This window comes from Bacillus sp. FF-1, assembly GCF_028548245.1.
Taxonomy (GTDB): domain Bacteria; phylum Bacillota; class Bacilli; order Bacillales; family Bacillaceae_G; genus Bacillus_A; species Bacillus_A paranthracis.
In genome coordinates this window covers 38,533-54,238 of the sequence record NZ_JAQQGG010000005.1, presented here as the reverse complement: position 1 = coordinate 54,238, position 15,706 = coordinate 38,533, and the positions used below count along the sequence as shown (strand labels likewise).

Below are 15,706 nucleotides of genomic sequence, written 5' to 3'. Positions count from 1 at the left end.
ATGACAACACATTTCTTTGCGAGGTTAACAGGTAAGAGGGAAATACCTCCTGTAAATACAGAAGCTTATGGCGTAGCAGAGTTTATATTTAGTGAGGATTTAAAGAAGTTGCAATATCGGGTCATATTGAAAAACATCGAAAAAGTTACATCATGCCAAATTCATTTAGGGAAAGCAAATCAAATTGGTCCAATTGTTTTAAGTTTATTTGGTCCATTAAAGCAAGGTATTAGTGTTAATGAAGGAGTCGTCACTGGTGTAGTTAATGTGGGGGATTTTGAAGGGCCTTTACAGGGGCGAGCGTTTGATAGCTTACTGCAAGAAATCATTCAGGCGAATGTATATGTAAATGTTTATACGAAGTCCCATAAGAAGGGTGAAATAAGGGGGAGAATTAGGAAAGTAAAGAAGTAGCAAAAAGGCTGTTCATATTGAACAGCCTTTTCTGTTATAAGGTGCGAATTTTAGCGATTATTGACGGTAAATCGATATATTAGAAAAATCGCTGATAAAACTCGAGTTGCGCTGATATATTTTAAAAATCGCCGATAAAACCTGAGTTGCGCTGATATATTTTGAAAATCGCCGATAAAATCTGAGTTAAGATCGATATACTAAAAAACTGCCACGATTAATTTTTTAGAGGCTGATTTTTAATGAAGAAGTCCATAACATAAAACACTTCGTCATCAGGTATTTGTATTTCAAATGTATTTTCAATTGGCTGCAATGCTTTTTTTACTTTCATATACATCCAGTATTCATCTTGTCTTCGTTTCTCTTTATCTGGATGAGGGAGAAGGCTTTCTCCCTTTTGAAGACGGTCAACCATACAGCTCATATGCAGAATAACACCCATTAAACTGTCAGGAGTTAGCTGTAAGGAAATTAATTCTTGAATTGTATTTAATGCGTAACGAATTGTTTTGATAAGTAATGCTCCGTCGTTACGCTGCATTTGTTGTTCAAGAATATCAGCCATTTTTGCATATGTTTCTTCGTACGTAATTAATTCTTGAATTGGCTGAATCGCTGTGTAGTTTACAATTTCTTGGAAATGATACGTTAAGCATGGCACTTGCACATCGAAATTCGTAACAATACAAATGATATTCCGCTCTTTTTTTATGTTCTCAATCATTTTCGTTAAATCTTTTTCATGGACGATACTAATCGGAATGATTTCAATTAAGTCTTTGTCAAATCGTAAATAGTTCTCCAACATTTTTTGAATAGCTAAAGCACTGCCTTCCCCAGTTAAACAAGCTGTCAAAATAACAGATTTCATTGGTGATAGTGGTTTTTTCTTTTCTTCTTGTACGTTTAAGTAAAACGGTGTTAAGTTCTTCACCGTTTCATATAATGCATCTAACGAGTAGCCAAGCTGAGCTTTTCGAGCCGCTTCTAGTGCATGTGGAGTGCTTGTCATGGAAAGAACACGCACTGGAATTTTGAACTCAGTTTCTAATATATCACCAATATAAGCGAGAGATCCCATATCAACGAGTAAGAGAAGCCCGTTTACATTTTGGAGTGTTTTCATATACACTTTCACACGCTCTAAGAAATCTTTCGGCGATTCATGTAACGGCATATCGATACCGGTTACTTCGTCAATGCCGAGCAGTTCATTTGCGACGTTTGCCATTTCTGTTGCTATGCCGTTGCCGTGCGCTAATATTAATACTTTTACTTCTGTTTGTGAGGCAGGAATTGGATCAACAACGAAGAACATTGTTAAAAAGCCTGCTTCATCGATAGGCATTGTTATTTGTAATTCGTCTTCCAGTAGTTGAATGCATTGCATAGCTACGGAAAAAGCTTCTTTATATTTCGTACGAATTTGATTTAATTGCGGGTGATGAATTTGTTTTCCGGCCTGTAAACGTTGTAGAGTTGTCTGTACATGTAAACTTAAAGCGAGAAATACTTTTTCATCGAACGTTTTGGATAAATGTTTTTCAGCAAGTTCAGCAATTTTTTCACAAACGGAAACGATATTACGATCTACAATTTTAAAAACATTTTCATGACTTGTCTTTTTTGACATTTGGTTAAAATATTGTACGAAAAAGCTTTGAATATCATTTTCTATTAGTAATTCTAATTCTTCCTCTTCAATACCACGAGCTTGAAGTTCTTCATATTTATAGTCAATATAATCGTAAATAGAAGACTGTTTTTCATTTTCTATTTTATGATTACTCCAACCTTCATCACCTGTAAATATAAATGTTTCATTCGGTATTTGGTATAGATGACGGCTCTTTCTTTCAATGAATAGTCCTTCTTTCATATACCAAGGTAAGTCTGTGCTTGAAACATAGACAGAATCACGTTTCTTTGTCACGAAGTCAGAATAGGCTTTCGCACAGGCAATTTGTACATCCGTTTTTAATTGGCCGATGTTATTGGGACAATTGTAAAAGACGAAAGCACGCATTGCATTTGGGCTAACGTGAATTTCTTTTCGCAAGCGAATTGCTTCATTTGTGAAAAATAGTTGCAGTAAAGCAAAACGTTCTTTATGTGTACGCTCACGAAGTGGTGGCAGCGTGACAGTCATTGGTATACGTCTTGTAAATGTTTTTAATAAAAATGAATTTGGTTCTTCTGTTGTTGCAGTAATGATCAATACTTGTGCTTTACGTTCGTTTTCTGTTTCTCCAAGGCGGCGATATACTCCGCGGTCAATAAAGGTGAAAAGCATTTCTTGTCCCTCTGGAGGAAGGCGATGTACCTCATCTAAGAAAAGGATCCCTTCATGTGCTTTTTCAATTAACCCTTTTTGATCACTTGCCCCTGTATACGCTCCTTTTTTAATCCCAAATAATTGCCCGAGTAGTAGCTGTGGGTTATTTGCATAATCAGCACAGTTAAAGACGATAAATGGTGCATTTTTAGGAAGCTGTTCAACTTCAATTGCATATTCGTGCATTAAAGAAGCAAACATGGATTTTCCGACGCCTGTTTCTCCGAGCAGTAAAGTATGCATACCGTTTGGAGGATAGAGAATAGAAGCTTTCGCTTTTTCGATTGCGATTTTAAGGCTCGTATTTTCAACTGCAAATGTATCTAATGAAGTTGCTTCTTTTGAATGCGTTTCCAACGAAGTGTTCGTTTCTATATAAAAACGAACAGGACGCGTATTTGTTTTTAATAAACGTTTATCTTTTACGAGTTTGTTTAAGTCGCTACTTACATTGGCTCGATCTAGCTGCAACAGGGTAGCGAGTTCTGATGCAGTTACACCTTCTGTATAATTGCTTTTTTGTATTGCGTTAAAAATGAGATCTATTCGTTTCATTTCTATTCACCTCGAAACTTCATCACTATTTAAAATTTTACACAAAAATGGGAAGGGTGGGAAGAGAAAAATAAAACAGCTTTAGCACATAGGCACTAAAGCTGTTACAATCTTGTGTCTTTCCAAAAGTTTACTTCGAGATGAGAAGATGGATTATAGGGAAGAAGCTTGTATCCTTGTGACTGTAAGTAATCAATTACTTGTGGCAGTATTTGTACGGTTACACTCGAATCATGCATTAAAATTACTTCGACTTGTTCATCGCTCTGATTACGTACCCTTTCTAGTATGGCAGAAGGGTTATCATAGCTTTTCCAGTCGTATGTATCGATTGTCCAATCCCACATTTTATACTGGGCTGATACAAGTGCATCACGGTAATTCTTTTTTAAATAAGGCATGCTACCATACGGGACACGAACGAGATGTGAATTTAATTTTGTAACTTGCTGAACGATGCTTTGTGTTTGTTCCATCTCTGTAATTAAAGCAGATGGATCACCGGTGTAAAGGCGTTTTACATCATGTGACATACTGTGAAGCCCGATATAATGTCCGTCTTTAATTAATCGTTGCATTGTCTTTTTATAATGTGGCACTTTTCCGCCAATAACAAAGAAAGTTGCTTTTCCGTTCTTTTCTTTTAAGATGTTTAAAATTTGCGTAGTATATTTGTTTGGTCCGTCATCAAATGTTAAGTACGCGATTTTTTTGGTAGAAGAGGTAGTTTCGGTATTTGGATGATGTTCAGCAGGGGGAATGGTAGTCGCTCCTGCATGAGATGACGCGTACATAGTAATCGTTAAAAATAAAATAATGTATTGAAATACTCGCTTGATCATAACATTCACCCTCAGTTTGACAATCAAGATGTAAAAAAGAAAATATAATCCTTTTCTTATTATGTATATCTTTCTCCAATAGTGGAACTCTCAAACAAGCTATATTTTGGAAATGTAAAATAATGAATAAAAAATAGCATCCTCTTATAAGAAAGAGGATGCTATTTGAATATTTCATAATAGTAAAGGCTATACTACAATTAGTCTTCGCGTTTTTTCACTTTTTTATAAAAGGAAATAAGTGGTTTGTAACGTTCATGTACAAGTCCAATTACTTCAGCAATAATTTCTGTAAAGAAGATTAAAACGAAAAGAAGAATAATGGATAACCATAATGTTGCACTAGTAAAAATAATAGCATTTACGCTAAAGAAGATACCAAACGCGTATATAATTAGTACCGTTTTGCGATGTGAGAAGCCCATTGCAAGTAAACGGTGATGTAAATGCGATTTATCTGGTGCTGAAATAGGTTTTTTATTTACGATACGACGGATAATTGCAAATGCCGTATCAAATACAGGTACGCCTAAAATGATAACTGGAACGATAAAGCTGAATAACGTTACACTTTTGTATAATCCAAGTAACGATATAACAGAAATACAGTATCCTAAAAATAGTGCTCCTGTATCTCCCATGAAAATTTTTGCTGGATGGAAGTTGTAGAATAAAAATCCAATTGTACTTGCAAGTGCAATTAGTGCTAGCGGTAAAATGATAGCCGTTCCAGTACCCCATGGGCTAGTGAAGGCCATGTATGCTAGCGTTGCCAGTACGATAGATGAAATACCAGCGGATAATCCATCTAAGCCGTCAATTAAGTTGATTGCATTTGTAATACCTACAATCCAAAATACTGTAATTGGGTAAGCAAGCCATCCAAGTTCAGTATCCCCGAGGATTGGAATATATAATACTTGCACTAATAATCCACTTTTTACAATCATAATGGCAACTAATAGTTGTCCACCGAATTTTACCTTCGCAGATAACTCGTACATATCATCTAAAATACCGATGATTACAATGATAATCGCACCTAGCGTTATCGATAACATTCTTTGTTCATATAAGCCACCGACAACAAATCCAACAGCCACACCAATAAATATTGCTAACCCGCCAAGACGAGGCATAATCTTTTGGTGCACTTTACGCGCGTTTGGCTTATCTGTTGCTCCTATTTTAAAAGCTAACTTAATAACTAAAGGAGTAACGACGAGTACAGTGATGAAAGATGCCAAAATGGCATAAATCACTTGTGAGTCCATTAATACCCCACCCTTTTATAGTCTAACGTAATTTTTTTAAATATATTTATCTGAAAATTATGATGTTTATTTACAGGCTCATAACATATGGTATCACAAAAAGATTAGAATTCAATCTTTTTTTCGTTTTATGGTAAATGGAAGCAGATAGAATATATGACAATGGTATACAGAATGTTGAATCGTTTGAGAAGGTTAATCGTATTGGGCTTTGGAATATGACATTTTCTCTTTCTCTTTAATAGCGAATAATTTTATTTCAATATTATAAGTGTTACACGTAGAAATGAGTAAGTTCCGTGTTAAAATGTGGGAATTTTTCAAGCCTGAATGTGCAACTTTAATCTCGGTAAAATTTCTATTTGTTTTATGGACAATATTTAATTTTACAAAAACTTAAAAAAGAATGAAGAAAGCAATTCATATAATAAAGAAGTAAAAAAGTTTTCTCATTTTTAATGTGAGAGGGGGGAAGCACAGGGGAAATTCTATGTATTCGTATATTTTCTATTGTATATTCCTGTGCGAAAAGGAAATGAAAATTACGATAATAGGTACCGGATACGTTGGATTGATTACAGGAGTAGGATTGGCAGTATTGGGACATTCGGTTACATGTTTTGATATAAATGATGAGAAAATTGAACGGATAAAACAAGGGGATCTGCCTATTTATGAAGTTGGCTTATATGAATTAATACATGATGCGTGTGAGAATAATCGTTTAACTTTTACAACAAGTAAAGAAGAAGCATTTCATGATGCAGAATTTATATTTATTGCAGTTGGAACGCCATCGTTATTAGATGGGACAGCAGATTTAACATATATTCAAAATGCATGTTTTGATATTGGAACATATGCGACTAAAGACATTATTGTTGTTACAAAAAGTACTGTTCCTGTAGGGACGAATGGTGCTATGAGGGGATGGATTGAGGAGACATTACAAAATAGGCATGAATTACATATTGTATCGAATCCCGAATTTTTACGGGAGGGTTCAGGGATTTACGATTTTTTTCAGGGAGATCGTATTGTAATTGGAGCTGATAATGAGGAAGCGGCGCGAAAAGTTGAGAATTTATATAGTAAATTACATTTGCAAACGTATGTTACAGATATAAAAAGTGCAGAGATGATTAAATACGCATCGAATGCCTTTTTAGCGACAAAAATTAGTTTTATCAATGAAATTTCAAATATATGTGAGAAGGTAGGAGCTAATGTATTAGATGTTGCAAAAGGAATGGGAATGGATAAGAGAATTGGGTCGTCTTTTTTAAATGCGGGCATTGGTTACGGGGGATCGTGTTTTCCGAAAGATACGAAAGCGCTTGTGCAAATTGCAGGGAATGTGGCACATGATTTTCGTTTGTTAAAAGCCGTCATTGAAGTAAATAATAAACAACAGCTATTATTGATTGAGAAAGCGAAGAAAGTAATAAATATGAACAAGAAGCGAATTGCAGTGCTGGGAGCAGCATTTAAACCGAATACAGATGATATAAGAGACGCACCGTCCCTTATTATGATACAAGAATTAATGAATATAGGTGCAGACATAGTGCTATATGACCCGAAGGCGATTCAAAATATGAAAAATATCTTTGGAGAGGCTATACAATATAGCGAATGTATAGATGAATCGATTAGAGGAGCGAGTGCGGCTTTTATCGTGACAGAATGGGAGGCTATCCGAACGTATCCGTTAGGAAAGTACGTACAACTTATGAGAGAACCTATTTTATTTGATGGAAGAAATTGTTATACTAATGAGGATGTTAAGAAACAAGGAATAGATTATTATTCTGTTGGAAGAGAAAGTATTCATAAGAGGGATTTTTCCGTTATTCGTTAAAAAGGTATGTATTCATGTATATTCTTATATGTCATAATAGGATTTGTAACTAGTGAAAGAAAAGAGGCAATGAAATGACTGAACGTTTAAAAGTAATGACAATTTTCGGGACACGTCCAGAAGCAATTAAAATGGCACCTCTTGTATTAGAGTTGCAAAAGCATCCAGAGAAAATTGAATCGATTGTGACTGTAACAGCACAACATCGTCAAATGTTAGACCAAGTATTAAGTATCTTTGGAATTACACCAGATTTCGATTTGAATATTATGAAGGATCGCCAAACTTTAATCGATATTACAACGCGTGGTTTAGAAGGTTTGGATAAAGTAATGAAAGAAGCAAAGCCGGATATCGTACTTGTACATGGTGATACGACGACAACGTTTATCGCAAGCTTAGCTGCTTTCTATAATCAAATTCCAGTAGGTCATGTCGAGGCAGGACTTCGTACATGGGATAAATATTCTCCATACCCAGAAGAGATGAATCGTCAATTAACAGGTGTAATGGCAGATCTTCATTTCTCACCTACAGCAAAATCAGCAACGAACTTACAGAAAGAAAATAAAGATGAATCACGTATTTTCATAACAGGAAATACAGCGATTGACGCACTAAAAACGACTGTAAAAGAAACATATAGTCATCCTGTACTAGAGAAACTTGGAAGTGATCGTCTTGTACTTATGACAGCTCACCGTCGTGAAAACCTAGGAGAGCCAATGCGTAATATGTTCCGTGCAATTAAGCGTCTTGTTGATAAGCATGAAGACGTACAAGTTGTGTATCCGGTTCATATGAACCCTGTTGTTCGTGAAACTGCAAATGATATTTTAGGCGATCATGGCCGCATTCATTTAATTGAGCCGCTAGATGTAATTGATTTCCACAATGTTGCAGCTCGTTCATACTTAATGCTAACTGATTCTGGTGGTGTACAAGAGGAAGCTCCGTCATTAGGTGTACCGGTTCTTGTTCTTCGTGATACAACAGAGCGTCCAGAAGGTATTGAAGCAGGTACGTTGAAATTAGCGGGAACAGACGAAGAGACAATCTTTAGTCTTGCTGATGAGTTGTTATCAGACAAAGAAGCTCATGATAAGATGTCAAAAGCATCTAATCCGTACGGTGATGGCCGCGCATCAGAGCGTATTGTAGAAGCAATCTTAAAACATTTTAATAAATAAAAAAACAGCCAAATCGCATGCGATTTGGCTGTTTTATTGCTGATTTCTCATAATCCACTCTGCATGAGCATTCGTAGAAGGAGGGGGATCAGTTGGTGTTTTGTTCTGATTATGATTCGTTTCTTTCTTCGCTTTCTCGTTAGAGTTCGAATTTGAAGAAGGAGTGGATTCCGTTTTTGTTGTTGAATTTTCTTGCGTGGTTACCTTTTCTCCTAGTTCTTTTTTAATTTCGTTACGTACTGCCTCAACACCGTTTGGATCTGGAAGGAAGTAATAAATACCACCTATTTTTTTGTCTTCTCCTTCAAGTTTGAGTGTTTGTATTGTGGAAGGATCAAACCCAGAAAGTTTCTTGTAAAGAGCAAGGCCATCTGAAATAGGAATGTCAGTTTTTATATATTTTCCAACGACTGCTGTCAAATCTTTAATTTTAAATACGGTAGAGGTGGAATTTAGTTTTTGAGCAACAGCAGCTAGTAATTGTCTTTGTCTAGCAGCCCGGCCATAGTCACCATTCGGATCTTGCTTTCGCATACGAACGTAAGCGAGTGCTTCTTCACCATTTAATTCTTGTTGTCCTTGCTTAAATTCGATTTTTTTGTAGTAATCCACGTCTGAACGCTCCCAAAAATCGAAGGGGACATCAACAGTAACACCGCCAACAGCATCAACAATACCTTTAAAGCCTTGGAAATCAATTTTAAGATAATGGTCGACAGGCACTTTTAGAAAACCTTCGACAGTTTTGATTGCCATTTCTTCTCCGCCGTAAGCATGCGCAGCGTTAATTTTGTCCTCTTTATTCTTTCCGACAATTGGAACGCGACTATCCCGAGGAATACTCATAAGCGAAATCTTTTGCGTTTTCGGATTGACTGTCGCAAACATTAATGAATCTGTACGACCATTTTGGCCGTCTGTTGCATAATCTTCTATACCCATAATAAGGAGTGTAAAAGGCTCCTTTGTAATTTCTACATCTTCGGTTCTCAAATCCGATTTTTCACGAGTAAAACCACTATACATCCCCATGAGAGAAGAGTAGGAATTTAATATATAAAGTCCTACACTACCAAATAAAAATAAGAAAATAAGGAAGTAGAAAAACTTTCTTCTTCGTTTCTTTTTTATTCTGCTATTTTGGAGATGATAATAACGTTCTTCCATATATAATCTCCTTAGTTCATTTGTAGGAAAGTAATTCACTACATTAATCTTTAAAGGCGATACAGTATTTATTCTTAGATAACATCTTGTTCTAAGTACAACATATCTCCTTCTGTAATTGTACATTTCCCATTTGTTAATTCAATCATCCAATCCGTGAATGGTTGTTTTCCATCTTCTTCTACATACGTATCAAATGTGACATTTTCGAGGTAATGTATATCTTTAATAGCATATTTTGAATTGCGTAATTCATTTTCAATTTTACCAAGTAATGTGTAATCAATTTCGGTCTGCATAACACGCATTAATTTTCGCTCGACAACACCGACATGATTAATGCCTTCGCTTGTACATTTTCCATATGCGCGAATTAATCCACCAGCGCCCAGTTTGATGCCACCAAAATAGCGGGTAACGACAACGACGGTATCTTTTAAACCGCGTTTTTTTAGTACCTCTAACATAGGTACGCCAGCTGTACCGCTAGGTTCACCATCATCATTTGCTTTTTGAATTTGATCTTGTTCGCCAATTAAATAAGCAGAACAATTATGTGTTGCATTCCAGTTTTGTTTTTTGATTTTTTGTATGAATTCTTGAGCCTCTTCTTCGGTTGTAGCACGACTAACATAACAGATGAATCTTGATTTTTGAATAACAATTTCGTGTTCACCGTAGTCTTTTATTGTTAAATATTGTAATAACACTTGTATACGCTCCTATCCATCAAAATGACTAGTACTTTACATTTTAAAAGCGGGCGTTTTTATATTCAAACATTTTTTATAAATAAGCTGAAATTTTTGGTGAGTGTTTTACCTTTTTGTTGTAATTTGTCGAGATGATGAGTATAATTTCAAACCCGCATTTTCATGTATGGATGCACCATTTTTAGTTTTCGTGTAAAATTAGGAAATAAAAACTTTTTTATAAGGCAGGTACGAAAATGAAAACAGCTATTGTTACTGATAGTACAGCATATATACCGAAGCATATTCGTGATGAACTCAATATATATATGATTCCATTAAACGTTGTGTTTGGAACGGAATCTTATCAAGAAGAAGCTGAAATTTCAGCAGATGATTTTTATGTAAAAGTACGTGAGCAAGAAGAACTTCCAAAAACTTCTCAACCAGCAATCGGAAAGTTTGTTGAGCTATATGAAGAATTATCTAAGGATTATGATGCAGTTATTAGCATTCATCTTTCAAGTGGGATTAGTGGTACATATCAAACTTCAACGACAGCTGGTCAAATGGTAGAGGGTATTGATGTATATACGTACGACTCTGAAATTAGTTGTGAAGTACAAGGATTCTACGTGCGTGAAGGTGCAAAGCTAGCAAGCGAAGGGAAGGATCCAAAAGAGATTATCGCCCGTTTTGATGAAATGAAGAAAACGATGGACGCTTATTTTGTAGTAGATGATTTACACCATTTACAACGTGGAGGCCGATTAAATAGTGCGCAAGCTTTCATCGGTAGTCTGTTACAAGTAAAGCCGGTTTTATATTTTAGAGACAAAATCATTATCCCGTTTGAAAAGATTCGTACGCGTAAAAAAGCGTTAAAACGTATCATTGAAATTTTTGATGAGCAAGCAAGTAAAGGTGTACCTATGGAAGCAGTTATCATTCATGCACAACGTGAAGAGGAAGCGAATGAATGGAAGGCAGAATTAGAAGCAAAATATCCTCATGTTACAATCCGCACAGGTTATTTCGGTGCTGTAATTGGAACGCATTTAGGTGAAGGTGCATTAGGTCTTGGATGGTATACGAAGTAATAAAGATATAAAAAGCTCTCTTTCGGAAGAGGGTTTTTTTACGGATATTTTACGTGAAGTTGACAAGTTAATATTTGGAAATGGTAAAATGTACGTAAAATAAAATAATGAGGAAAGTTTTATAACTTACTTTTTACAAGAAACTATATTATAATAGAAGAGAGGTGAAACATATGGAGCATAATTCTTGTTTATGTCCAAAGTTTGAGTCAGCTTTTACTTTGCTTAGTAAGAAATGGACTGGCTTAATTATTAAATCTTTGCTGGAAGAGTCAAAACGTTTTAGAGAAATCGCAGATATTATACCGAATATGAGCGATCGTATGTTATCAGAGCGTTTAAAGGAATTGGAAAGCGAAGGCATTGTAGTTCGTAATGTTTATCCAGAAGTACCAGTTCGAATCGAGTACGGCTTAACGGACAAGGGAAAAGCGTTAGAAAGTGTTATGGATGAAGTCCAAAATTGGGCTGAGAAATGGATGAAATAACGTTTTGATTTCATCCGTATTAGTATATTTAATAAAACGTAAGGGAAACCTTGCGTTTTTTTCTTTGCTTATAAAAACCTTTTAAAAATCTACACATATATACAAAAATATGCATATTTTGCGATGGTGTTACATATAATATTACATTTGTTTTACAAAAGCGTAACATTAGCAAAAAAAATCCCGAATTATGGTATAAATTTTATAGGTTATATACGGAAAAAGAAAAAAGAAAGCGGTGTAAAAAATAAAATGAAAAAGCTAAAAATGGCATCTTGCGCATTAGTGGCAGGGTTAATGTTTTCAGGACTAACACCAAATGTATTTGCTGAAGATAAAATTTCTGACGTGAAATCACAAATTAATACACAAAATGACACTTTACATAAACAACAAAAAGAACGTGATGAATTACAAAAACAAATGAATGACTTAAACAAAACAATTCAAGGTTTAGATAAGTCTGTTCAAGAGAATGCTGCAAAGCTTGATGAAACAACGAAAAAAGTTGCGGACACTGAGCAATTAATCGAAAAGAAAAATAAAGATATTGCAGAATTACAAACGAAAATTGCAAAACGTGAGGAGTTATTAAGAAAACGTTTAGTTGCACTTCAAGAGCAACCAAACACAAACGTTGTAACAGAAGTTCTTGTAAACTCTAAAAATCTTGCAGATTTAGTTGATCGTTTAAATTCAGTTTCTAAAATTCTTGAGTCTGACGAAGACATCATGAAAACACAACAAGAAGATCAAGCGAACGTGAAAAAAGATGTTGAAACGGTAAAAACAAAGCAAAAAGAATTAAAAGAAGCACAAGCTCAAATTGAAACTGCTAAAAAAGAACTTGATGTTGAAAAAGCGAAAAAAGCAGCGGCAGTAAACGATTTAAGCGGTAAAATGGATACAGTTGTAACTTCAATGACAAGTACGGAAGAACAATTGAAGGAGCTTGAACAACAGGCATTAAAATTACAGCAAATTGCTGAAAAAGAAGCACAAGAAAAAGCAGCACAAGAAGTTGCTGCTCAAAAACAAGCAGAACAAGCTGCACAACAAGCACAAGCGCAAGCTCCAGCACAACCGTCACAGGCTCCAGCTCAGCCAGCACAAACACAAGCAGAGCCAGCAGCTCCAGCAAACAATGACGGACAAGATAAAAAAGAAGAGCCTAAGAAAAAAGAAGAGAAAAAAGCAACACCAGCCCCAGTAGTACCAGCTGACAATGGTGGCGGAAGACAAGATGTTGTTGAAAAAGCTAAAGGCTTAGTAGGTTTAAAATACGTATGGGGTAGTGCGTCAATTTCAAATGGTGGATTTGACTGCAGTGGTTTAATCTCTTATGTTTACGGTTTAGGTCGTCAAGATACTAGAGGTTTATGGAACTCTGTACAAAAGATTAGCGCATCTGAAGCAAAACCAGGAGATCTTATCTTCTTACAAGGTACTTACAGAACAGGCGTATCTCACGTTGGTATTTATATTGGTGGCGGTCAAATGATTCATGCTGCTGATGAATCAACAGGTGTTACTTACGGTAGCGTAAATAGCTCTTACAACCAAAAACATTTCTTAGGTTACGGTAGATTATAGGATTATAATTGAATAAAAAACGTGTATAAAGTCGATAGCTTACTATTTTATAAGTAGGTTATCGGCTTTTTTGCGTTTTTACGAGATTATAAGAAAGGCTTATAGTAGTGCTGGAGGTGATTGCTAATGCTTGCTGGAAAACAGTTGCTATTAGAAGAACTCTCTTCAGATTTACGGAGAGAATTAAGTGATTTGAAAAAGAGGGGAGAGGTTGTATGTGTACAAGGTATAACGAAGAATACTTCTAAATATATATGTCAGCGCTGCGGAAATATAGAGCAGCGGCTATTTGCATCATTTTTATGTAAAAGGTGCGGTAAAGCATGCGCGTATTGCCGGAAGTGTATCACGATGGGGAGAGTTAGTGAATGTGCTGTACTTGTTCGCGGGATTCATGAAAGAAACGGAGACAGGGAGCTAAATCCATTACAGTGGAATGGGGCTTTATCGATTGGTCAGGAGTTGGCGGCGCAAGGAGTTATAGAAGCGATTAAGCAGAAAGAATCTTTTTTTATTTGGGCTGTGTGCGGGGCTGGAAAAACAGAAATGTTATTTTACGGTATAGAAGAGGCGCTCCAAAAAGGAGAAAGAGTTTGTATCGCAACGCCAAGGACTGACGTTGTACTGGAATTAGCGCCGAGATTACAAGAAGTGTTTCCAAGTATAACTGTAGCTGCTTTATACGGAGGGAGTGTAGATCATAAAAAAGATGCAGCGTTAGTCGTTGCAACGACTCACCAACTGTTACGTTACTATAGAGCGTTTCATGTGATGATTGTAGATGAGATTGATGCCTTCCCGTATCATGCAGATCAAATGTTACAGTATGCAGTTAGGCAAGCAATGAAAGAGAAAGCAGCGCGTATTTATTTAACTGCAACCCCTGATGAAAAGTGGAAGCGTAATTTCAGAAGAGGGAAACAAAAAGGTATCATTGTTTCGGGAAGATACCATCGTCACCCGTTACCAGTTCCTCTATTTAGTTGGTGCGGAAATTGGAAGAAAAGCCTCCATCATAAAAAAATTCCTCGCGTGTTACTACAATGGTTAAAAATGAACTTAATCAAAAAGTATCCTATTTTTTTATTTGTTCCTCATGTGCGATATATAGAAGAAATAAGTCAGTTGTTGAAAGGGTTGGATAATAGAATCGATGGCGTGCATGCAGAAGATTCGATGAGAAAAGAAAAAGTAGCATCTTTCAGAAGGGGAGACATTCCGTTATTAGTTACAACGACAATTTTAGAAAGAGGAGTAACTGTGAAGAACTTACAAGTGGCTGTGTTAGGAGCTGAAGAAGAAATTTTTTCAGAGAGTGCGCTCGTACAAATTGCAGGCCGAGCGGGGCGTAGTTTTGAAGAGCCATATGGTGAGGTTATGTATTTTCATTACGGTAAGACAGAGGCAATGGTACGCGCGAAAAAACATATTCAAAGTATGAACAAAAATGCGAAAGAACAAGGATTGATCGATTAATGCATTGTTTACTTTGTGATGAGTATATGGTGGAAACAGTTAGTTGGTACACCTTTTTTGTAAAGTCCCCAAAAAAATATGTATGTGATAGATGTGAGCAAAAACTTTCCTATATTATAGGAGGAATTTGCATGGATTGTGGTCGTCCTTTAGATGACTTACCTACTCGATATAAAGAAAATGACATTTGCATGGACTGTGTAAGATGGAGGAATGAGGAAGGATATCGTCCTTTTAAAAATCGTTCGTTGTACGTGTACAATGATGATATGAAAGGTATACTAGCGCAATTTAAGTTTCGAGGTGATGCGGAGTTAGTTCGTATTTTTTATCAATCTTTTCGGGAGTTATTTCAAAAGTATTTTACGGACGTTTCAACTGTTATTGCTGTTCCGCTTAGTAGGGAACGGGAATATGAACGAGGTTTTAATCAAGCAGAGTTATTAGCAGCTTGTTTGCCTGTCAAAAATTTTTATTCATCATTAAGAAGGAAGGAAACAGAAAAGCAAAGTAAGAAGTCGCGTAAAGAAAGGCTTTCGGGAAGTAATCCTTTTTATTTTCAGAGAGAAGAGATGTTTCATGGTCAACATATTTTACTTGTTGATGATGTATATACGACAGGAATTACAGTGAGACAAATTGGAAGTCTTTTCTATGATAAAGGAGCAAGCGAAGTTTCTAGTTTGACGCTCTGTAGAAGTTGATCTGTAACTGTC

At 35.9% G+C, this 15,706-nt stretch carries 13 protein-coding genes; 8 read left to right on the top strand and 5 right to left on the bottom strand.

What is annotated here, in order from left to right:
• On the top strand, positions 1-414 hold the full coding sequence (exsM, locus tag PQF83_RS17715) for an exosporium regulatory protein ExsM (protein WP_000207029.1): 414 nt from the start codon (positions 1-3) through the stop codon (positions 412-414).
• Positions 415-631: 217 nt separating this feature from the next.
• On the opposite strand, the gene PQF83_RS17710 is transcribed toward exsM, so the two are convergent.
• From PQF83_RS17710 to PQF83_RS17700, 3 genes are all read right to left on the bottom strand, one after another.
• Entirely contained in the window at positions 632-3,307 is a 2,676-nt protein-coding gene (locus PQF83_RS17710; RefSeq protein WP_000820983.1) for a PRD domain-containing protein, read from the bottom strand.
• A 104-nt stretch (positions 3,308-3,411) separates the two neighbouring features.
• Entirely contained in the window at positions 3,412-4,149 is a 738-nt protein-coding gene (locus PQF83_RS17705) for a polysaccharide deacetylase family protein (protein ID WP_000597163.1), read from the bottom strand.
• 200 nt (positions 4,150-4,349) lie between these two features.
• On the bottom strand, positions 4,350-5,423 hold the full coding sequence (locus PQF83_RS17700) for a glycosyltransferase family 4 protein (RefSeq protein ID WP_000378309.1): 1,074 nt from the start codon (positions 5,421-5,423) through the stop codon (positions 4,350-4,352).
• A gap of 490 nt (positions 5,424-5,913) precedes the next feature.
• Here PQF83_RS17700 and PQF83_RS17695 point away from each other — a divergent pair, with 490 nt between their 5' ends.
• Together PQF83_RS17695 and wecB are read left to right on the top strand one after the other, a co-directional pair.
• Positions 5,914-7,284 carry a UDP-glucose dehydrogenase family protein gene (locus PQF83_RS17695; RefSeq protein ID WP_000287649.1) on the top strand — a complete coding sequence of 457 codons (1,371 nt, stop codon included), beginning with the start codon at positions 5,914-5,916 and terminating at the stop codon, positions 7,282-7,284.
• 74 nt (positions 7,285-7,358) lie between these two features.
• A complete protein-coding gene (wecB, locus tag PQF83_RS17690) occupies positions 7,359-8,474 on the top strand; it encodes a non-hydrolyzing UDP-N-acetylglucosamine 2-epimerase (protein WP_000140134.1) in 1,116 nt (371 codons plus the stop codon).
• Positions 8,475-8,507: 33 nt separating this feature from the next.
• Here wecB and PQF83_RS17685 read toward each other — a convergent pair whose 3' ends face one another.
• Both PQF83_RS17685 and PQF83_RS17680 read right to left on the bottom strand, forming a co-directional pair.
• Complete coding sequence (locus tag PQF83_RS17685; RefSeq protein WP_000392769.1) at positions 8,508-9,641, bottom strand: LCP family protein; 1,134 nt, start codon at positions 9,639-9,641, stop codon at positions 8,508-8,510.
• A 74-nt stretch (positions 9,642-9,715) separates the two neighbouring features.
• Entirely contained in the window at positions 9,716-10,351 is a 636-nt protein-coding gene (locus tag PQF83_RS17680) for a YigZ family protein (RefSeq protein WP_000926683.1), read from the bottom strand.
• Between the two features lie 239 nt (positions 10,352-10,590).
• On the opposite strand from PQF83_RS17680, the gene PQF83_RS17675 reads away from it, so the two are divergent.
• From PQF83_RS17675 to PQF83_RS17655, 5 genes are all read left to right on the top strand, one after another.
• Positions 10,591-11,433 (top strand): DegV family protein, encoded by an 843-nt coding sequence (locus tag PQF83_RS17675; protein WP_000844764.1) that lies wholly within the window; start codon positions 10,591-10,593, stop codon positions 11,431-11,433.
• Between the two features lie 173 nt (positions 11,434-11,606).
• The gene (locus PQF83_RS17670) at positions 11,607-11,921 is read left to right on the top strand and encodes a winged helix-turn-helix transcriptional regulator (protein ID WP_000400857.1); all 315 of its coding nucleotides are present in this window, start codon (positions 11,607-11,609) and stop codon (positions 11,919-11,921) included.
• Positions 11,922-12,068: 147 nt separating this feature from the next.
• The gene (locus PQF83_RS17665) at positions 12,069-13,514 is read left to right on the top strand and encodes a C40 family peptidase (protein ID WP_000499500.1); all 1,446 of its coding nucleotides are present in this window, start codon (positions 12,069-12,071) and stop codon (positions 13,512-13,514) included.
• Positions 13,515-13,640: 126 nt separating this feature from the next.
• Positions 13,641-14,990 carry an ATP-dependent helicase ComFA gene (comFA, locus tag PQF83_RS17660; RefSeq protein WP_000879440.1) on the top strand — a complete coding sequence of 450 codons (1,350 nt, stop codon included), beginning with the start codon at positions 13,641-13,643 and terminating at the stop codon, positions 14,988-14,990.
• The gene (locus tag PQF83_RS17655) at positions 14,990-15,694 is read left to right on the top strand and encodes a ComF family protein (RefSeq protein WP_001998620.1); all 705 of its coding nucleotides are present in this window, start codon (positions 14,990-14,992) and stop codon (positions 15,692-15,694) included. The genes comFA and PQF83_RS17655 overlap by 1 nt, the downstream gene beginning before the upstream one ends.
• Positions 15,695-15,706 lie beyond the last annotated feature (12 nt).

Coding starts and splice junctions, on each gene's coding strand:
- exsM (WP_000207029.1), top strand. CDS start 1: ATGACAACACATTTCTTTGCGAGGTTAACAGGTAAGAGGGAAATACCT.
- PQF83_RS17710 (WP_000820983.1), bottom strand. CDS start 3,307: ATGAAACGAATAGATCTCATTTTTAACGCAATACAAAAAAGCAATTAT.
- PQF83_RS17705 (WP_000597163.1), bottom strand. CDS start 4,149: ATGATCAAGCGAGTATTTCAATACATTATTTTATTTTTAACGATTACT.
- PQF83_RS17700 (WP_000378309.1), bottom strand. CDS start 5,423: ATGGACTCACAAGTGATTTATGCCATTTTGGCATCTTTCATCACTGTA.
- PQF83_RS17695 (WP_000287649.1), top strand. CDS start 5,914: ATGTATTCGTATATTTTCTATTGTATATTCCTGTGCGAAAAGGAAATG.
- wecB (WP_000140134.1), top strand. CDS start 7,359: ATGACTGAACGTTTAAAAGTAATGACAATTTTCGGGACACGTCCAGAA.
- PQF83_RS17685 (WP_000392769.1), bottom strand. CDS start 9,641: ATGGAAGAACGTTATTATCATCTCCAAAATAGCAGAATAAAAAAGAAA.
- PQF83_RS17675 (WP_000844764.1), top strand. CDS start 10,591: ATGAAAACAGCTATTGTTACTGATAGTACAGCATATATACCGAAGCAT.
- PQF83_RS17670 (WP_000400857.1), top strand. CDS start 11,607: ATGGAGCATAATTCTTGTTTATGTCCAAAGTTTGAGTCAGCTTTTACT.
- comFA (WP_000879440.1), top strand. CDS start 13,641: ATGCTTGCTGGAAAACAGTTGCTATTAGAAGAACTCTCTTCAGATTTA.
- PQF83_RS17655 (WP_001998620.1), top strand. CDS start 14,990: ATGCATTGTTTACTTTGTGATGAGTATATGGTGGAAACAGTTAGTTGG.